This window comes from Streptomyces sp. NPDC051567, assembly GCF_044454165.1.
Lineage (GTDB): Bacteria > Actinomycetota > Actinomycetes > Streptomycetales > Streptomycetaceae > Streptomyces.
In genome coordinates this window covers 174426-192402 of sequence record NZ_JBITDK010000008.1, presented here as the reverse complement: position 1 = coordinate 192402, position 17977 = coordinate 174426, and the positions used below count along the sequence as shown (strand labels likewise).

Sequence of the window (17977 nt, the reverse complement as noted above, 5' to 3'; positions counted from 1 at the left end):
GCATCCGGCGCGTTGCGCCGAATGCCCCTGCTCACCGCCGTGGGTGCGGGAGTGTCAGTCCTCGCTGCCCGCGGCAGGAAGCTTGGACTGAATCAGGTCCATGACCGAGGAGTCGGCCAGAGTGGTGACGTCACCGACCGCGCGGTTCTCCGCCACATCGCGCAGCAGCCGGCGCATGATCTTGCCCGAGCGGGTCTTCGGCAGCTCCTGGACCGGCAGAATCCGCTTCGGCTTGGCGATCGGGCCGAGCGTGGCACCGACGTGGTTGCGCAACTCCGCGACCAGGGTGTCGGTCTCGGAGGCGGTGCCGCGCAGGATGACGAAGGCCACGATGGCCTGGCCGGTGGTCTCGTCGTTGGCGCCGACGACGGCCGCCTCGGCGACCGAGGGGTGCGAGACGAGCGCCGACTCGACCTCGGTGGTCGAGATGTTGTGGCCGGAGACCAGCATCACGTCGTCCACCCGGCCGAGCAGCCAGATGTCGCCGTCCTCGTCCTTCTTGGCGCCGTCGCCCGCGAAGTACTTGCCCGCGAAGCGGGACCAGTAGGTGTCGATGAACCGCTGGTCGTCGCCCCAGATGGTGCGCAGCATCGACGGCCACGGCTCGGTGAGCACCAGGTAGCCGCCACCGCCGTTCGGGACCTCGCGCGCCTCGTCGTCCACGACGGTGGCGCAGATCCCGGGCAGCGCGCGCTGCGCGGAGCCCGGCTTGGTCTCGGTGACGCCCGGCAGCGGGGAGATCATCATCGCGCCGGTCTCGGTCTGCCACCAGGTGTCCACGATCGGACAGCGGTCGCCGCCGATGTGCTTGCGGTACCAGATCCAGGCTTCGGGGTTGATCGGCTCGCCGACGGAGCCCAGCACGCGCAGGCTCGACAGGTCGAACTTCGCGGGGATGTCGTCGCCCCACTTCATGAACGTACGGATGGCCGTGGGCGCCGTGTACAGGATGGTGACGCCGTACTTCTGCACGACCTCCCAGAACCGGCCCTGGTGCGGCGTGTCCGGCGTGCCCTCGTACATCACCTGGGTGGCGCCGTTCGCGAGCGGCCCGTAGACGATGTACGAGTGCCCGGTCACCCAGCCGATGTCGGCGGTGCACCAGTAGACGTCGCTCTCCGGCTTCAGGTCGAACACCGCGTGGTGGGTGTACGCGGCCTGCGTGAGGTAGCCGCCCGAGGTGTGCAGGATGCCCTTGGGCTTCCCCGTGGTCCCCGAGGTGTAGAGGATGAAGAGCGGGTGCTCGGCGTCGAACGCCTGCGGGGTGTGCTCGGCGGACTGGCGGCCGACGATGTCGTGCCACCAGACGTCGCGGCCCTCGCTGAAGGCGGTGTCCTGTCCGGTCCGGCGGACGACGAGGACGTGCTCCACCTGCGGACACTTGGCGACGGCCTCGTCGATGGCGGGCTTCAGCGCGGAGGGCTTGCCCCTGCGGTAGCCGCCGTCGGCGGTGATCACCAGCTTGGCGTCGGCGTCCTGGATGCGGGAGGCGACGGCGTCGGCGGAGAATCCGCCGAAGACCACCGAGTGCGCGGCGCCGACACGGGCGCACGCGAGCATCGCGACGACCGCCTCGGGAATCATCGGCAGGTAGACCGCGACCCGGTCACCGGCCTGGACGCCCAGCTCGGTCAAGGCGTTGGCGGCCTTGGAGACCTCGTCCTTGAGCTCCGCGTAGGTGATCGCGCGGCTGTCGCCGGGCTCGCCCTCGAAGTGGATGGCGACCCGGTCGCCGTTGCCCGCCTCGACGTGACGGTCCACGCAGTTGTACGCGACGTTCAGACTGCCGTCCGCGAACCACTTCGCGAAGGGCGGGTTGGACCAGTCCAGCGTCTCGGTGGGCTCGGTGGCCCAGGTCAGCCGCCGGGCCTGCTCGGCCCAGAAGCCCAGCCGGTCCGCGTCGGCCTGTGTGTACGCAGCCTCTGTGACATTGGCGGCGGCGGCCAGATCGGCAGGCGGTGCGAACCGCCGCTCCTCCTTGAGCAGATTGGCCAGGCTGTCATTGCTCACGACATCTCCCTTTCCCAGGGTGTCCGTTGTGTCCCCGGGCATAGCTCATCAGTCAGCGGCCCGGGTGACAAGGGGTAGCCGGAAATTGGTGTAGACCTATACCCCTTCCGGACCGACGCACAGTTGGCCTCCCCCCGCCACCAGGGCGGGAGGAGGCCAACCGATTGCACGGATACGGGAGGGTATCGGTTCAGACGTGCTGTCCCACGCTGTCGAAGACACGGCAGTCGAAGAAGTCCTCGCCCGCGGAGAGCAGGTAGGCCTGGGCCTCGCCCACGTGGAAGTACATCCCGTGCAGCTCCAGCGTGCCCTCGGCGAGCCGCCGGGCCACCGACTCGTGCGCCCGCAGGTGCTCCAGCTGCTGCACCACGTTGGTCAGGCACAACTGCTCCACGGCGTCCGCCGGGAGCCGCCCCGAGATCCGGGCCCAGGCGTGGTGGCGGCTGGCCATCCGTTCCAGGCTGGGCAGGCCGTGGCGCAGCCAGCGGCGCAGCGGGGTCACCGGCGCCCCGGGCACGGAGCTGAGCAGGGCCTGCATCGCCCCGCAGCCCGAGTGCCCGCAGACCGTGATGCTGTCCACCTTGAGCACGTCCACGGCGTACTCGATGGCCGCCGCGACCGAGTCGTCGGTGGACTCGGCCCCCGGCGGCGGGACCAGGTTGCCGACATTGCGGACGGTGAACAGGTCCCCCGGGCCGCTGGCCGTGATCATGCTGGTCACCAGCCGGGAGTCCGCGCAGGTGAGGAAGAGCTGCGAGGGCCGCTGGCCCTCGCGGGCCAGCCGGGCCAGCTCCTCGCGGACACGGGGTGCGGTGTCCCGCTGGAAGGCGCTGATCCCGCTGGCCAGCTGCCCGGCGCCGCGCTTGCGCGATGCGGGCGCCGCCGCCTCCTCGAAGGCGGTCCGCTCCGCCTCCGACGCCGTACGCGCGCCCGTGGGCCGGTGGTCGCAGTGGTTCTGCCAGGGGGTCCAGGGCCGGCAGCAGTGGTGCGCCGCGCGCGGGCTCCCGCCGTGGTCGGGTCCCGGCCCGGACTCCGGCCCGGCTTCGGAGATACGGGCCCCGGAGCGGCCGGTGACTTCGAGGGAGCCCCCGTGCGCCAGATGGGAGTCCTGCCAGTCCTGGAGCGTCTCGTACGCGGCGTGGTCCATGAACGAGCCGTCCAGCTCGACCACCGCGTGCCCGTAGGCCGGGATCTGGTTCAGCACCCGGCTCAGCCGAGGCACCGCCAGGAAGGTCAGCTGCCCGCGCGCGCACACCAGGTGGACCCCGCTGTCCAGTTCCTCCAGGGTGATCCGGGTCCGGGCCACCCGGTGCAGGGCGACGGCCACCGCCACCGCGATGCCGATGGCGACGCCCTCCAGGACCCCGCCGAGGACCACGGCGACGATCGTCGCCCCGTAGACCAGGATCTCCCGGTGCCGGGTGACGTTGCGCAGATGGGTGATGCTGACCATCTGCACCCCCACCGCCATCACCAGCGCGGCCAGCGCGGCCAGCGGGATCAGGTCGAGGACCGGGACGAACAGTCCGGCCGCCAGCAGGACCCAGAACCCGTGCAGCATGGACGACCTCCGGGTGACCGCGCCGGACTTGACGTTCGCCACGCTGCGGACGGCGACCCCGGTGACGGGGAGCCCGCCCAGCGCCCCGGAGACGATGTTCGCCGCACCCTGGCCGCGCAGCTCCCGGTCGAGGTCGGCGCGTGGCGGACGGTTCTCCGTACCCCGCTCGGAGGCGATCAGCTTGTCGGTGGCGACGGCGGAGAGCAGGGACTCCACGCTGCCGACGAGGGTGATGGTCAGGACAGCGGCGATGAGGCCGAGGACCGGCCCCTGGGGCAGCTCGGGCAGGGCGTGGCTGCGCCAGGAGGGCAGGTCCACCCGGGGCAGGGTGAGCCCGGCCAGCGCCGCGACGGTGGTGGCCGCGGTGACGGCGGCGAGCGCGGCCGGCACCTTGCGCAGGGCCCGGCCCGGTTTCCCGGGCAGCCGGGTCCAGCCGAGCAGGACGAGCATGGTCAGCAGGCTGATGCCGAGCGACGCGGGGTGCAGGTCGGCCAACTGGGCGGGCAGCCCCTTGACGTTGGCCACGGCGGAGCTCTGCGGGGTGCCGCCGAGCACGATGTGCAGCTGGGCCAGGGCGATGGTCACGCCGATGCCCGCGAGCATGCCGTGCACGATGGCCGGGCTCACCATGAGCGCCGACCGCGCGGTCCGCAGCGCGGCGAGGGCGAGCTGGCACACGCCGGCGAGCACCGTGATGGCGCACGTGGTACGCCATCCGTAACGCTGGATCAACTCGGCGGTGACGACGGTGAGTCCGGCGGCGGGCCCGCTGACCTGGAGCGGAGCCCCGCCGAGCCGCCCGGCCACGATTCCCCCGACGGCTGCCGCGACCAGGCCGGCCTGGAGCGGGGCGCCGGTGGCCAGGGCGATGCCCAGGGAGAGGGGCAGGGCGATCAGGAAGACGGCGACGGAGGCGGAGAGGTCTGCGGGCAGGTCCTTGCGGGGACGCGTGGGGGAGGTGGCCGTACGGACGCCTGAAGCGGTGTCCGGGGAGGTGGCTGTCATAGGTCCCGTCTCCTCGGTCGGAGGGGTGAAGCGGCGGGAGTCTCAACACTCGGTAAATGAACGGTAATGGAGAGTAAAGATCTGCGGTAGGTAATACGGGCAAATAGCCTACGAATTCCCCCGCAAGGGTGATTAAGTATTTAGTACGGCTTGTCACACCTTCTTCAAAGCAGACCGCATGGGACGTTGCGGCGCGGAAGTCCTGCGAAGGAACTGCGAGGGAGAGGTGGACGGATGATCGCCGCCACGAAGAAGATCGCCGGTGGCCTGGTCGCCACGGCGCTGGTCCTGGGGGTCGCCGGGTGCAGCACCTCGGGGCCCGCCAAGCCCACCGCCCCCGGCGGCCAGGCCACCAAGGAGGGCGCCGGAGCCCCGGAGGCACCCGCCCCCGGCACCGTCAAGCGGCCCATCGGCGACGGCTCGACCGTGTACACCGGCCAGCAGCCCCACGTGCAGAAGGCGCAGAAGCTCAAGCCCGGCGAGAAGCCGCCGCAGTTCGTGGTGTTCTCGTGGGACGGGGCCGGCGAGGACAGCCAGAAGCTCTTCTCGCACTTCCGCGAGGTCGGCAAGAAGTACAACGCCCGGATGACCTACTTCCTCAGCGGTGTGTACCTCCTGCCGGAGGAGAAGCGTTCCCTCTACACCGCGCCGCAGCACTCGCCCGGCCGCTCCGACATCGGCTTCGGCGACCTCCAGGGCATCAAGGACACCGTCACCCAGGTCCGCGGGGCCTGGCTGGAGGGCAACGAGATCGGCACGCACTTCAACGGCCACTTCTGCGGCCCCGACGGCGGCGTCGGCACCTGGTCCGTCGCCGAGTGGAAGAGCGAGATCAACCAGGCCAAGTCCTTCGTCAAGAACTGGAGGACCAACGCCGGCCTCAAGAACCAGGAGCCGCTCCCCTTCGACTACGACAAGGAGCTCATCGGCGCCCGGACCCCCTGCCTCGAAGGCCAGAAGAACTTCATGCTGGCGGCGAAGGACATGGGTTTCCGTTACGACTCCAGCGGCATCAGCAAGCAGATCTGGCCCAAGAAGACGGACGGGCTCTGGGACCTCCCGCTCCAGCTCGTACCCCTGCCGGGCCGCGCCTTCGAGACCCTGAGCATGGACTACAACTACCTCGTGAACCAGTCCGGCACGACGACGCAGGGCGACCCCTCGCAGCACGGTTACTGGGGGGACCAGATGCGCGACGGCCTGCTGCAGGCGTTCGATCGCACCTACCAGGGCAACCGCGCGCCGCTGATCATCGGCAACCACTTCGAGTCCTGGAACGGCGGCACCTACATGCGCGCCGTCGAGGAGTCCATCAAGAGCATGTGCACCCGCAAGGAGGTCCGCTGCGTGCCCTTCCGCGAGCTGGCCGACTGGCTGGACGCCCAGGACCCGAAGACCCTGGAATGGATGCGCACGCTCGACGTCGGCCAGACGCCGAAGGACGGCTGGGCCAAGTTCCTGACCGCGGGGCCGCCGGCCAAGCCGTCCGCCCCCGCGGATGTCAAGCCGGCTGCTGAGCCGGCTGATGCGGGTGCGAACGAGGGCTGACGAGCCCCTCGATCCCCTCGTGCAGGACGAAATCGGGGTCGACCTGGTCCGCCAGGTCGACCCCGGTCTTGGCGTTGCCCCAGCTCTGCGCGTTCCGCAGGTGGAAGTGGACCATCTGCTCCGTGTACCGGGCCCAGTCGCGGTGCGCGTACGAGTCGTCGGCGGCGTTCTGGAGCGTCTGGAGGGCGAGCCGGTTGGTCGCCTCCAGCAGCTCGAAGGCGGCCGGCCGGCCCTTCTCCATCGTCCGCACCCAGTCCGAGTGCCCCACGGTGACGAGCAGGTCCTCGCCCACCTCGTCCTGGAGGAAATCGACGTCCTCCGGCCCCTGGACCTTGTTGCCGACCACCTTGAGCGTGATCCCGAAGTCCCGCGCGTACTCCTTGTACTGGCGGTAGACGGAGACGCCCTTGCGGGTCGGCTCGGCGATCAGGAAGGTCACGTCGAACCGGGTGAACATGCCCGAGGCGAAGGAGTCGGAACCGGCCGTCATGTCGACGACGACGTACTCGTCCGGGCCGTCGACCAGGTGGTTGAGGCAGAGCTCGACCGCGCCGACCTTGGAGTGGTAGCAGGCCACCCCCAGATCGGACTCGGTGAACGGTCCGGTGGCCATGAGCCGTACGGGCTCCCCGTCGAGCAGCAGCGTGCGCGCGCAGGTCTCGTACACCGGGTTGTCCTCGGTGACCCGCAGCAGGCGCGATCCGGTGCCGGGCGGGGTGGTCTTGATCATCGCGTCGGCGGACGGGATGCGCGGGTTGGAGCCCCGCAGGTAGTCCTTGATCAGCGGCAGGTGCGCACCCAGGGCGGGCAGCGCGGCGGCCTCGTCCTCACCGAGTCCGAGCGCGGCACCCAGGTGCTGGTTGATGTCGGCGTCCACGGCGACGACGGCGGCTTCGTTGGCTGCGAGGTGGCGGATGAAGAGGGAGGACAGCGTCGTCTTGCCGCTGCCGCCCTTTCCCACGAAAGCGATCTTCATGTTCACCAAGAGTAGTGGATCGACCGCGTGGTGTGGTCAAGGTGAGTGAAGAAGACCACTCCAAGGAGGGGTCGGTGGCGGGGGTGCGCAGTGCGTAGGCTCCCTACTTATGAGTAGCGCTTCCGACCCGCTGGCCGCCCTGGGCGCCCTCCCGGGCGTCGCCGAGTCCGTGGATTCCGTACGCAAGGCCGTGGACCGGGTCTACGGACACCGGGTGATGCGCCGCCGCAGCCCGGAGATCGCCTCGGAGGCCGCACTGCGCGCCGCCCGCGGGAGCGCGGCGCTCTCCGGGGCGGACTGGGCGCTGGAGGAGGTGCGCCGCCGGACCGACTTCGGCTCGGAACCGCAGGCGCGCACGGTGGGCGCGGCCCTGCGGCTGACGGCGGAGGCCGGTCAGCTGCTGAGCATCTGGCGCCAGTCGCCGCTACGGGTCCTCGCGCGCCTGCACCTCGTGGCGTCGGGTTCGACGGCGGACGGGGACGTGGTGGGCCGTCCCCGGCTGGGCGACGAGCCGGTGGACGAACCCCTGGTGGAGCTGGAACTGCCCGACGCCCAGGAGGTGGCGGGGCGGCTGGAAGGCCTCTCCGGCCTGGTCGTCGCGGGCGGCTCGGCCCCGGCGCTGGTCACGGCCGCGGTGGTGCACGGCGAGCTGCTGGCGCTGCGCCCCTTCGCCTCGTACAACGGGCTGATCGCGCGGACGGCCGAACGCATCGTCCTGATCAACAGCGGCCTGGACCCGAAGGCGGTCTGCCCGGCGGAGGTGGGTCATGCGGAGCAGGGCCGGGCGGCGTACCTGGCGGCCTTCGAGGGCTATGTGTCCGGGACTCCGGAGGGGATGGCCGCCTGGATCGCCCACTGCGGCCGGGCGGTCGGACTCGGCGCCAGGGAGTCGACGGCGGTCTGCGAAGCGCTCCAGCGCGGCGCGGCGTGAGGTTCCTCCCCTGAACGGGGTTGCGGCGACACCGTCTTGCTCTGGTGTCGCCGCTGGCACTTGCGCCCAGGTACCAAGCGTCCTCGATGATTGCCCATCAGGCCGGGAACTCTGCCCGTCACCTGGTGCGGCTGGCCCGTATTCGACGGGTCGACGTCGCGTGGGTCCTCGGCGTTCATGCTTCGGTCCGTGGGCCTTACTGCGTTGTAAAGATGATCCTCTCGGATGTTCTTTGGTCTCGCGGGCCGTTGACTCCTTTGTACTCCGCTTCGGAGGTGAGCGAAAGCCCTGGCCGCACTTCTTTACTTTTCCGGACGAAACCGACTAAACCCGACAGGGTGTCTGTGCGTCACCCGCGCACGGACCCGTACCTGCCCCGACACGCCCCCGGGGTCGTATCCCCCCGCCCTTCCGGCGCCCGGCCAGGGCGCCTGGGCCCCCGCGCCGGGCCCGCCCGGGCGGGCCCGGCGCGGGGAAGCGGCGGAGCCGGACGGTCCGGGCCCGGGAGCGCGGCTCAGGTGACGATCGACGCGTGACCCCGGCGCCGGCTCAGGTACCAGACCAGCCCGGCGGTGGCCGCCGCCGCACCCACGGCCGCCGCGGCGGCCAGCGCGGGCCGGGGCGGCATCGACAGCCCCGGCAGCCGCTGCTTCAGCCGTACCGGCCGGTTGAACACCAGCACCGGCCACTCCCGCGCGACGGCTTCCCGCCGCAGCGCGCGGTCCGGGTTCACCGCGTGCGGGTGCCCGACCGCCTCCAGCATCGGCACGTCGGTGGCCGAGTCGCTGTACGCGTAGCAGCGCGCCAGGTCGTACCCCTCCGACTCCGCCAGCTCACGCACGGCCTCCGCCTTCGTGGGGCCGTAGGCGTAGTACTCGATCTCGCCGGTGAAACAGCCGTCCTCGCCCACCACCATCCGTGTCGCGACGACCCGGTCCGCGCCGAGCATCTCCCCGATCGGCTCGACCACTTCCGCCCCGGAGGTCGACACGATCACCACATCGCGTCCCGCCGTGTGGTGGGCCTCGATCAGCGAGGCCGCCTCGTCGTAGATGATCGGGTCGATCAGGTCGTGCAGGGCCTCCGCGACGATCTCCCGGACCTGCTGCACGTTCCAGCCCTTGCAGAGGGCTGAGAGGTACTCGCGCATCCGCTCCATCTGGTCATGGTCGGCGCCGCCGGCCAGGAAGATGAACTGCGTGTAAGCGGTACGCAGCACGGCTCGCCGGTTGATCAGCCCCCCGTGGTAGAAGGACTTGCTGAACGTCAGAGTGCTCGACTTCGCAATGACCGTCTTGTCCAGGTCGAAGAAGGCAGCGGTGCGGGGCAAGGAGCGCGGCAAGGGCTGATTTTCCACGCCTTGAGCATATGCGCCCACCATTCGGCGTAAGGTGTGGCGCGTGGGTTTGCCTGAGAAGCCTCTCGGGTACACCATGGAAGTCACGGATCGTTCGCGACCGTGCTAACCCGGTCTGGCTCCTCCCCCCCCGAGTCGGACCGTGGGGACGACCCCCGCTCTCCCCCCCGGCGGGGGTCGTCGCATGTCCGGACGCGGTTCGCGTCCCTGCCTTCGGCCCCAAGTGATCATCTCCTGGCCCCTTTCCCGTCCGTGGGCCTGCGTGTCGAAGACCCTCACCTCCCCCAACTCGTGACGCTGCGTAGTGGTTCCGCCGCGCTCCGGAAGTCACCTGTCGGGGTGACGGAGTTATTCACAATCGGCTCGTCGTCCACAGATTTCAAGCAAGATCCACTCCCTTTTCCCGATCACGGCACGGTGATTCCAGCCGCGAAGTCCGCGGTGCTGGATTTGCTGTGAGAAGGGGGCGGAGATCGTGGCTCGATCGAAGTCGTGTGAAGTCCCGAAGGCCCCGGTGACGGGAGCCGCGCCCGGTGCTGGGCGGCCGTTGATCATCACCGAGGACCCGCAGCTGCTCGACGACCTGCTGCGGCTGTGCGCCGCCGCGGGAGCCGAACCGCATGTGCGTCACACGGTGCCGGAGCAAAGCGGAACCGTCGGCGGGCCCGGCGGAGACGGGGAGGAGGAGTCCGCCGGGGACCGGGGCGGCATCGGCTGGGAATCCGCGCCGCTCGTCCTGGTCGGGGACGACGCCGCCCGGCGGGTGCGCGGGGCGCCGCGCAGGAGCGGGGTGTTCCTGGTCGGCCGGGACCTGGACGACCCCCTGGTGTGGCAGCGGGCGGTGGAGATCGGGGCCGAGGAGGTGCTGAGGCTTCCCGACGCCGAGAACCAGCTCGTCGACCGCATCGCCGACGTGGTGGAGGGCGCGGGGCGCCCCGCCCTCACCGTCGGCGTGATCGGAGGCAGCGGCGGAGCCGGAGCCTCCACCCTCGCCTGCGCCCTGGCCGTCCGCGCCGCCCGTGCCGGGCAGCGGACCATCCTCATCGACGGCGACCCGCTGGGCGGCGGCATGGACGTCCTGCTGGGCGGTGAGACCGCCGAAGGGCTGCGCTGGCCGGACTTCGCGGCCTCACGGGGACGGGTCGGCGCCGGAGCCCTGGAGGAGTCCCTGCCCGAACTGCACGCGCTGCGCGTGCTCAGCTGGGACCGCGGGGACCGGGTCGTGGTGCCGCCCGCCGCGATGCGGTCGGTGGTGGCCGCCGCCCGCCGCCGGGGCGGGGTGGTGGTGGTCGACCTGCCGCGGCGGGTGGACGAAACCGTGGCCGAGGTACTGGCGCAGCTGGATCTCGTCCTGATGGTGGTGCCGGGCGAGCTGCGGGCGGTGGCCGCCGCCGGCCGGGTGGCGGCCGGGGTCCGGATGGTGGCCCGGGACGTCCGCGTCGTCGTACGGGGCCGCTGCCCCGGCGGCCTCGACGCCGAGGCGGTGGCCGGACTGCTGGGTGCGCCGCTGGCCGGTGAGGTGCCGGCCGAGGTGGGGCTCCCGGGGCGGGTGGCCGAGGGGGAGCCGCCCGGGTCCCAGGGGCGGAGCGTGCTGGCCCGCTTCTGCGACGGCTTCTGGCAGCGCGCGCTCGGCTCCACCGGTTCCGCTCAGGGGGCGCCGGTATGAGTGCGGTACTCCTGGACGCGGTGCGCCAGCGGCTCGCCGAGAGCGGCGCCGAGCCGACCCCGGCCCGCGTGGCGGCGGCCCTGCGGGCCCAGGGGCGGTTGCTGGGGGACGCGGAAGTGCTCGGCGTGGCGGCCGAGTTGCGCTCCGAGCTGGTCGGCGCGGGCCCGCTGGAAGCACTGCTCCGTGACCCCGAGGTCACCGATGTGCTGGTGGCGGCCCCGGACCGGGTGTGGGTCGACCGCGGCGGCGGACTGGAACTGACCGGGGTGACGTTCGCCGGGGCCGAGGCGGTGCGCAGGCTCGCCCAACGGCTGGCCGCCGTCGCGGGGCGCAGGCTGGACGACGCCCGGCCCTGGGTGGACGCCCGGCTGCCGGACGGGACCCGGCTCCATGCCGTGCTGCCCCCGGTGGCGGTGGGCTCGGCCTGCCTCTCGCTGCGGGTGGTGCGGCCGAAGGCGTTCACGCTGGAGGAGCTGGTCGTGGCGGGGACACTGCCGCCCGGCGGCCAGCGGCTGCTGAGGGACATGGTCGAGGCCCGGCTGTCGTTCCTCGTCTCCGGTGGTACCGGGACGGGCAAGACCACCTTGCTCAGCGCCCTGCTGGGACTGGTCGGACCCGGTGAACGGATCGTGCTGGCGGAGGACTCGGCCGAGCTGCGGCCCGACCACCCCCATGTGGTGCGGCTGGAGAGCCGCCCCGCCAATCAGGAAGGGGCCGGGCTGGTCACCCTGGCGGACCTGGTCCGCCAGGCGCTGCGGATGCGGCCGGACCGGCTCGTGGTCGGGGAGGTCCGGGGCGCCGAGGTGGCGGACCTGCTCGCCGCCCTGAACACCGGGCACGAAGGTGGTTGCGGCACGGTCCACGCCAACGCCGCCGCGCACGTCCCGGCCCGTCTGGAGGCGCTCGGGACGGCCGCGGGACTGGACCGGGCCGCCCTGCACAGCCAGTTGGCCGCCGCCCTGACCCTGGTGGTCCACCTGGTCCGGGACCGGGGTGGACAACGCAGGGTGGCCGAGGTGCACGTGCTGGAGCGGGACGCCGCAGGACTGGTGTTCACCGTACCGGCGCTGCGCTGGGGCGCGCGGGGCTTCGTGCGGGAACGGGGCTGGGAGCGGCTGGAACCGCTGCTGCGAGGTGCGCGGTGAGCGCCGGGACGGTACTGCCGGTACCGGTGTTCGCCGGGGTGCTGTGTGCCGCGGCGGTCGCCGGGGCGCTGGCCGGAGGTGACCGGGCTTCCCGGCGCGCCCGGTTGGTCCTGGCCGGTGGCGGACCGGTGGTCCCGGGCGGGCCGGTCCTCCGGGAGCGGCTCGTGATCGCGGTCCGGGTGCGGGCCGCGCGGTGGCGGGAAGGGGCGTGCCTCGGCGCCGGGCTGGTGGTGGCGCTGCTGGGGTCGTCGGTGATCCCGCTGGTGGTGGGGGTCGCCGCGATGCCCCTGGTGCGGCGGTGGCTGCGGCGGCGCGAACGGGAGCGGGCCCGGACCGCGCGAGCCGCGGAGGTGGTGGCGCTGTGCGCAGCCGCGGCCGGGGAACTACGGGCCGGGGCGCAGCCGGGACAGGCGCTCACCGCGGCGATGCGCCGTACGGCCCCGGGCCCCGGCGGCCCCGGCGCGGCGGAGACGGGGGTACTGGCCGCCGCGGCGTTCGGCGGGGACGTGCCCGGGGCGCTGCGCCAGGCGGCGCGGGAGCCCGGCGCGGAGGGACTGGCGGGAATGGCCGCCTGCTGGCAGGTGTCGGTGGACGGCGGCGCGGGGCTGGCCGCCGGTCTGGACCGGCTGGAGGCCGCGCTGCGGGCCGAGCGGGACCGGCGGGAGTCGCTCCGGGCCCAGATGGCGGGGGCGAGGTCGACGGCGGTGGTGCTGGCCCTGCTGCCACTGGTGGGGCTGCTGATCGGCGCCGGGCTGGGGGCTGATCCGCTGCACGTGCTGCTGCACACCCCGATGGGATGGGGCTGTCTGCTGGCGGGCGGGGTGCTGGAAGCGCTGGGGTCGGTGTGGTGCCTGCGGATCGTACGGGCGGGGGAGCGGTGAGGGGCGGCTTCGCGGTCCACAGCCTGGGGGCGACGCTGTCTCTCGTGACAGCGGTGTGTCTCGCGACGGCGGTGCTGTGCGTGGCGTCGGAGGTGGCGTCCCGGGTCCGGGCGCGGGACGCCCGGCGCCGGATCGCGGTCCTGCTGGCCGTGGAACCGGTGCGCCGCGCACCGGCGCGGGGCAGGCGGAGCCGGGGCGTGGCGGTCACATGGGCGGGCCCGGCAGGGGCTCTGCTGGCGGGCTGGCTGCTGCTCGGCGGGGTCACGGGCGCGGCGGCGGGGTGCGCGGCGGCGTTCGGGGTGCGCCGGTGGCAGGCCAGGGCCCGGCCGCCGACCGGGGCGGACCTGCGGGAGGCGCGGCGGCAGTTGCCGTTCGCCGCCGATCTGCTGGCCGCGTGTCTGGCGGCCGGCGCCGGTCCGGTGGAGGCCGCGGAGGTGGTGGGGGAGTCCCTGGGCGGCCCGGTGGGTGAGCGGCTGACGCTGGCCGGGGCCGAGCTGAGGCTCGGCGGCGAACCGGGCGCCGCGTGGGGGAGGTTGGCGCAGTTACCGGGCGCCGGGCCCCTCGCGGAGTGTCTGGAGCGGGCCGCCCGGACGGGCGCACCGGCCGCGGAACCGGTCTCCCGCCTCGCGTCGGCCCTCCGGGAGGACCGGGCCCGGCGGGCCGGGGCCAGGGCCCAGCGGGCGGCGGTGCTCGTCACCGCTCCGGTGGGTCTGTGTTTCCTCCCCGCATTTCTCGCGATCGGGGTCGCACCCGTGGTGATCGGTATGGCTTCCGGTCTTCTCTCGAACACCTGACATCACTTCAACAACGGAAATCAACAGGAGGTTGCCATGAGGATCATCTGGTTTCGTGTGCGGGCGGTACTGAAGGGGCGTGGCGGTGATGACGGGATGTCGACTTCGGAATACGCCATGGGCACGATCGCGGCCTGTGCGTTCGCCGCTGTTCTGTACAAGGTGGTGACGAGCGAGGTGGTTTCCACGGCCCTTCAGTCGACCATCGGGAAGGCGCTTGATGTGCCGTTCTGAGGAAAAAGCCCGCGTAATGCGGGACCGGGGATTCGTGACGGCGGAGGCCGCCCTGGTGATCCCGGCACTGGTGCTGTTCGCGGCGCTGCTGGTGTGGGCGCTGATGGCGGCGGCCGCGCAGATCCGGTGCGTGGACGCGGCGCGGGCCGGTGCCCGGGCCGCGTCCCGGGCGGAGCCGGTGGAGGTGGCGGTGGCGGCGGCCCGGTCGGCCGCGCCGCCGGGGGCGGAGGTGGAGGTGGAGCGGGTGGGTGACCTGTGGCGGGTCCGGGTGGCGGCGCCCGCGCCGGGGCCGGGCGGGCTGCCCGTACGGCTCGGCGCGCAGGCGGCGGCCCTGGCGGAGGACAGCGTGGGGCCGCCGTCGTGAGCCGGGACCGGGGTTCGGCCACGGTGTGGGCGGCGCTGGTGGCCACCGTGCTGGGCGCGGTGTTCGGCGGGGTGCTTCTGCTGGGCCAGGCCGTCGTGGCCCGCCACCGCGCGGCTGCCGCCGCCGACCTGGCCTCGCTGGCCGCCGCCGCGACCTGGGCCCACGGGCCGGAGGCAGCCTGTGCCGCCGCGTTGCGGGTCGCCCGGGCCCAGAGCGCGACCGTGACGGCCTGCCGCCTCCACGGTGAGGTGGCCGAGGTGACGGCCCGCGTCGCGACGGGTCCCTTCGCTCCCGGCATCCGGGCCCGCGCGGGCCCGCCCCCGGCCTCATCACCGCCCCCGGCCTCATCACCGGCCCCGCCCGAAGGCCGTTCCCGGCCGGCCGGGGACCGGCCGCCCTGAGGCCGGCTGACCGCGTCCGTCGCGTGGCCGCTCCTCCCGGCGGCGGTCGGCCGATCCGCCGGGGTCAGGTCCGGGGCTCCGGAGCACGGGTGTCCGGAGTGCCAGTGTCCGGAGTGCCGGTGTCCAGGGTTTCGGTGTCCGGGGCGGGTACGGCCCCGGACATCCCCGAGGGGCCGGTGGTCGGGGTGGGGTCCTGAGCAGTGGAGAGGAGGTGGGTCAGGAGGCGGACGGCGCCGCGTTTGTGGAGGGGTTCGTTGCCGTTGCCGCACTTGGGGGACTGGATGCAGGAGGGGCAGCCGGCCTCGCATTCGCAGGCGGTGATCGCGTCGCGGGTCGCGGTCAGCCAGGCGCGGGCCGTGTGGAAGGCGCGTTCGGCGAAGCCGGCGCCGCCGGGGTGGCCGTCGTAGACGAAGACCGTGGGGAGGAGGGTGTCGGGATGCAGGGGGACGGAGACGCCGCCGATGTCCCAGCGGTCGCAGGTGGCGAAGAGCGGGAGCAGGCCGATGGAGGCGTGTTCGGCGGCGTGCAGGGCGCCGCCGAGGATCTCCGGGGTGATCCGGGCCTCGTCGAGCTGGTCCTCGGTGACCGTCCACCACACGGCCCGGGTGCGCAGGGTGCGGGGCGGCAGGTCGAGTTTCGCCTCGCCGAGCACCTCGCCGGTGATCAGTTTGCGGCGCAGATAGGAGACGACCTGGTGGGTGACCTCGACGGAGCCGTAGCAGAGCCGGGCCCGCCCCCACGCGACCTCGGTCTCGGTCTCCAGGACGGAGACGGAGGTGATGTCGCGGGCGGTGGTGGAGAAGGGTGGGGCCGCCTCCTCGACGAGGGCGACCGAGTCCTCCAGGTCCAGGCGCTTCACGAGATAGGTGCGGCCCTGGTGGAGGTGGACGGCCCCGTCGTGGACGGCGGTGTGGGCGGCCGACTCCTCGACCGTGCCGAGCAGCCGGCCCGTGGCGGCCTCCACGATCTGCACCGGGCGCCCGCCGTCGCCCCGGATGTCGGTCAGGTCCGAGGCCCGCTCCCGCCGGGTCCAGTGCCAGGCCGTGGCCCGCCTGCGCAGCAGCTTGGCCGCCTCCAGCTGGGGGATCAGCTCCGCCGCCGCCGGGCCGAACAGTGCCAGGTCCGCTTCGGTCAGCGGCAGCTCCGCCGCCGCCGCGCACAGGTGGGGGGCGAGGACGTAGGGGTTGTCGGGGTCGAGGACGGTGGCCTCCACGGGCCGGTCGAACAGTGCCTCCGGGTGGTGGACGAGGTAGGTGTCCAGCGGGTCGTCCCGGGCGACCAGCACGGCCAGGGCGCCCTGGCCCGCGCGTCCGGCCCGTCCGGCCTGCTGCCACAGGGAGGCCCGGGTGCCCGGGTACCCGGTGATCAGGACGGCGTCCAGCCCCGAGACGTCCACGCCCAGCTCCAGGGCGGTCGTGGCGGCCAGCCCCAGCAGCTCCCCGGAGTGCAGGGCCCGCTCCAGGGCCCGGCGTTCCTCGGGCAGGTAGCCGCCCCGGTAGGCGGCGACCCGCCCGGGCAGCGAGCGGTCCACCTCCGCGAGCCGCTCCTGGGCGATCACGGCGATCAGCTCGGCGCCGCGCCGGGAGCGGACGAAGGCGACCGTGCGGACGCCCTGGACGACCAGGTCGGTCAGCAGGCCGGCGGTCTCGGCGGTGGCGGTGCGGCGTACGGGCGCGCCCCGTTCGCCCCGCGCCTCGGTGAGCGGCGGCTCCCACAGGGCGAAGACCACCTCGCCGCGCGGTGAGGCGTCGTCGGTGATCTCGGTCACCGGGACCCCGGTCAGCCGGGAGGCGGCGATGGCCGGATCGCTCGCCGTGGCGGAGGCCAGGAGGAAGACCGGCTCGGAGCCGTAGCGGGCGCACAGCCGCCGCAGCCGGCGCAGCACCTGGGCCACGTGGGAGCCGAAGACCCCGCGGTAGGTGTGGCACTCGTCGATCACGACGTACCGCAGTGCCCGCAGGAAGGAGGACCAGCGCGGGTGGGCGGGAAGGATGCCCCGGTGCAGCATGTCGGGGTTGGTCAGGACGTAGTTGGCGTACTGGCGTACCCATTCACGCTCCTCGACGGGCGTGTCGCCGTCGTAGACCGCGGGGCGGACGGCGTTGCCGAGCGGGGCGGCCAGCGCCCGTACGGCGCGCCGCTGGTCGGCGGCGAGGGCCTTGGTCGGGGCCAGGTACAGGGCGGTGGCGCCCCGGCCGTTCGGGGCCTCGGCGCCGTCCGCGAGGGCCGAGAGGACGGGCGCGAGGTAGGCCAGCGACTTGCCCGAGGCCGTGCCGGTGGCGACGACCACCGACTCGCCGTCCAGGGCGTGCTCGGCCGCCGCGGCCTGGTGTTCCCAGGGATGCTCGATCCCCGCGGCCCGGACGGCGGCCACGACATCCGTCCGGATGCGGTCGGGCCAGACCGCATGACGGCCCTCCCGCGGGGGCAAGTGCTCCGTATGGGTGATGCGCGCAGCCCGGGAAGGCCCCCGTGAGAGCCGGTCCAGGACCGTGCCGGGGGTGGGTCGGAGGTCCGCGGGCGCCGTGGGCCGACCGGGACGGTGAGTATTGGCCATTGGAACCGAGTGTGTCACCGGCGTGCGGGACAATGGTCGGAAGGCGTCGTGCGCGCCTGCCGGTAAGTGATTGAATGCCATCGCGGCAGCCAATCCCTCCCCAACCTTCGGGCGGGGAGGCCCCTGGGGGGCGCCGCTCGATAGCAAGGTGCTGGAGGTTCCGTGGACCTGTCCCTGTCGACTCGCACTGTAGGCGACCGCACGGTCGTAGAGGTCGGTGGCGAGATTGATGTGTATACCGCGCCCAAGCTGCGCGAACAGTTGGTCGAGTTGGTGAACGACGGCAGCTACCACCTGGTCGTCGACATGGAGCGAGTGGACTTTCTCGACTCCACCGGACTCGGGGTGCTGGTGGGAGGTCTCAAGCGCGTCCGTGCGCACGAGGGCTCGCTGCGTCTGGTCTGCAACCAGGAGCGCATCCTGAAGATCTTCCGCATCACCGGTCTGACCAAGGTGTTCCCGATCCACCAGACCGTGGAAGAGGCGGTCAACGCCACCGACTGACGGCTCCGGGCACGTGGAGGAGCCGACGAGAAGCGAGGGGCAC

At 72.9% G+C, this 17977-nt stretch carries 15 protein-coding genes; 10 read left to right on the top strand and 5 right to left on the bottom strand.

The genetic code is table 11. The features are described from left to right. Positions 1 to 54 precede the first annotated feature (54 nt). Both acs and ACIA5F_RS12425 read right to left on the bottom strand, forming a co-directional pair. Positions 55 to 2052 (bottom strand): acetate--CoA ligase, encoded by a 1998-nt coding sequence (gene acs, locus ACIA5F_RS12430; RefSeq protein ID WP_399351898.1) that lies wholly within the window; start codon positions 2050 to 2052, stop codon positions 55 to 57. A gap of 148 nt (positions 2053 to 2200) precedes the next feature. After that, positions 2201 to 4576 carry a bifunctional SulP family inorganic anion transporter/carbonic anhydrase gene (locus tag ACIA5F_RS12425; RefSeq protein ID WP_399351900.1) on the bottom strand — a complete coding sequence of 792 codons (2376 nt, stop codon included), beginning with the start codon at positions 4574 to 4576 and terminating at the stop codon, positions 2201 to 2203. Positions 4577 to 4810: 234 nt separating this feature from the next. Here ACIA5F_RS12425 and ACIA5F_RS12420 point away from each other — a divergent pair, with 234 nt between their 5' ends. Next, positions 4811 to 6124, top strand: a complete 1314-nt coding sequence (locus ACIA5F_RS12420) for a hypothetical protein (protein WP_399351902.1) — start codon at positions 4811 to 4813, stop codon at positions 6122 to 6124. Here the strand turns inward: ACIA5F_RS12420 and ACIA5F_RS12415 are convergent. After that, entirely contained in the window at positions 6078 to 7100 is a 1023-nt protein-coding gene (locus tag ACIA5F_RS12415) for an ATP-binding protein (RefSeq protein WP_399351904.1), read from the bottom strand. The genes ACIA5F_RS12420 and ACIA5F_RS12415 overlap by 47 nt on opposite strands. Positions 7101 to 7209: 109 nt before the next feature. Between ACIA5F_RS12415 and ACIA5F_RS12410 the strand changes: the two genes are divergently transcribed. Then, positions 7210 to 8031 (top strand): oxidoreductase, encoded by an 822-nt coding sequence (locus ACIA5F_RS12410; protein ID WP_399351905.1) that lies wholly within the window; start codon positions 7210 to 7212, stop codon positions 8029 to 8031. A gap of 514 nt (positions 8032 to 8545) precedes the next feature. Here the strand turns inward: ACIA5F_RS12410 and ACIA5F_RS12405 are convergent. Then, on the bottom strand, positions 8546 to 9412 hold the full coding sequence (locus ACIA5F_RS12405; RefSeq protein WP_399351907.1) for an HAD family hydrolase: 867 nt from the start codon (positions 9410 to 9412) through the stop codon (positions 8546 to 8548). A 490-nt stretch (positions 9413 to 9902) separates the two neighbouring features. On the opposite strand from ACIA5F_RS12405, the gene ssd reads away from it, so the two are divergent. From ssd to ACIA5F_RS12370, 7 genes are read left to right on the top strand one after another with little or no spacing between them, the layout of a single operon-like run. After that, on the top strand, positions 9903 to 11054 hold the full coding sequence (gene ssd / locus ACIA5F_RS12400; protein ID WP_399351981.1) for a septum site-determining protein Ssd: 1152 nt from the start codon (positions 9903 to 9905) through the stop codon (positions 11052 to 11054). Then, entirely contained in the window at positions 11051 to 12199 is a 1149-nt protein-coding gene (locus ACIA5F_RS12395) for a TadA family conjugal transfer-associated ATPase (RefSeq protein WP_399351909.1), read from the top strand. The genes ssd and ACIA5F_RS12395 overlap by 4 nt, the downstream gene beginning before the upstream one ends. Beyond that, the gene (locus tag ACIA5F_RS12390) at positions 12196 to 13080 is read left to right on the top strand and encodes a type II secretion system F family protein (protein WP_399351911.1); all 885 of its coding nucleotides are present in this window, start codon (positions 12196 to 12198) and stop codon (positions 13078 to 13080) included. Before ACIA5F_RS12395 ends, ACIA5F_RS12390 begins: the two co-directional genes overlap by 4 nt. A gap of 44 nt (positions 13081 to 13124) precedes the next feature. After that, on the top strand, positions 13125 to 13874 hold the full coding sequence (locus ACIA5F_RS12385; RefSeq protein ID WP_399351913.1) for a type II secretion system F family protein: 750 nt from the start codon (positions 13125 to 13127) through the stop codon (positions 13872 to 13874). Positions 13875 to 13910: 36 nt separating this feature from the next. Continuing rightward, entirely contained in the window at positions 13911 to 14108 is a 198-nt protein-coding gene (locus tag ACIA5F_RS12380; RefSeq protein WP_399351915.1) for a DUF4244 domain-containing protein, read from the top strand. A 16-nt stretch (positions 14109 to 14124) separates the two neighbouring features. Next, complete coding sequence (locus ACIA5F_RS12375) at positions 14125 to 14472, top strand: TadE family type IV pilus minor pilin (protein ID WP_399351916.1); 348 nt, start codon at positions 14125 to 14127, stop codon at positions 14470 to 14472. After that, positions 14469 to 14873: an Rv3654c family TadE-like protein gene (locus tag ACIA5F_RS12370; RefSeq protein WP_399351918.1), complete on the top strand. Its 405-nt coding sequence runs from the start codon at positions 14469 to 14471 to the stop codon at positions 14871 to 14873. The genes ACIA5F_RS12375 and ACIA5F_RS12370 overlap by 4 nt, the downstream gene beginning before the upstream one ends. A 64-nt stretch (positions 14874 to 14937) precedes the next feature. Here ACIA5F_RS12370 and ACIA5F_RS12365 read toward each other — a convergent pair whose 3' ends face one another. Beyond that, positions 14938 to 17511: a DEAD/DEAH box helicase gene (locus tag ACIA5F_RS12365; RefSeq protein WP_399351920.1), complete on the bottom strand. Its 2574-nt coding sequence runs from the start codon at positions 17509 to 17511 to the stop codon at positions 14938 to 14940. Between the two features lie 81 nt (positions 17512 to 17592). On the opposite strand from ACIA5F_RS12365, the gene bldG reads away from it, so the two are divergent. Continuing rightward, a complete protein-coding gene (gene bldG / locus ACIA5F_RS12360; protein ID WP_399351922.1) occupies positions 17593 to 17934 on the top strand; it encodes an anti-sigma factor antagonist BldG in 342 nt (113 codons plus the stop codon). The last annotated feature ends 43 nt before the right edge of the window (positions 17935 to 17977 follow it).

Bases quoted from the DNA above. Each gene is read 5' to 3' on its own strand.
- acs (WP_399351898.1), bottom strand. From the start codon at position 2,052: ATGCCCGGGGACACAACGGACACCCTGGGAAAGGGAGATGTCGTGAGC.
- ACIA5F_RS12425 (WP_399351900.1), bottom strand. From the start codon at position 4,576: ATGACAGCCACCTCCCCGGACACCGCTTCAGGCGTCCGTACGGCCACC.
- ACIA5F_RS12420 (WP_399351902.1), top strand. From the start codon at position 4,811: ATGATCGCCGCCACGAAGAAGATCGCCGGTGGCCTGGTCGCCACGGCG.
- ACIA5F_RS12415 (WP_399351904.1), bottom strand. From the start codon at position 7,100: ATGAAGATCGCTTTCGTGGGAAAGGGCGGCAGCGGCAAGACGACGCTG.
- ACIA5F_RS12410 (WP_399351905.1), top strand. From the start codon at position 7,210: ATGAGTAGCGCTTCCGACCCGCTGGCCGCCCTGGGCGCCCTCCCGGGC.
- ACIA5F_RS12405 (WP_399351907.1), bottom strand. From the start codon at position 9,412: ATGGTGGGCGCATATGCTCAAGGCGTGGAAAATCAGCCCTTGCCGCGC.
- ACIA5F_RS12395 (WP_399351909.1), top strand. From the start codon at position 11,051: ATGAGTGCGGTACTCCTGGACGCGGTGCGCCAGCGGCTCGCCGAGAGC.
- ACIA5F_RS12380 (WP_399351915.1), top strand. From the start codon at position 13,911: ATGAGGATCATCTGGTTTCGTGTGCGGGCGGTACTGAAGGGGCGTGGC.
- ACIA5F_RS12375 (WP_399351916.1), top strand. From the start codon at position 14,125: ATGCGGGACCGGGGATTCGTGACGGCGGAGGCCGCCCTGGTGATCCCG.
- ACIA5F_RS12365 (WP_399351920.1), bottom strand. From the start codon at position 17,511: ATGGCATTCAATCACTTACCGGCAGGCGCGCACGACGCCTTCCGACCA.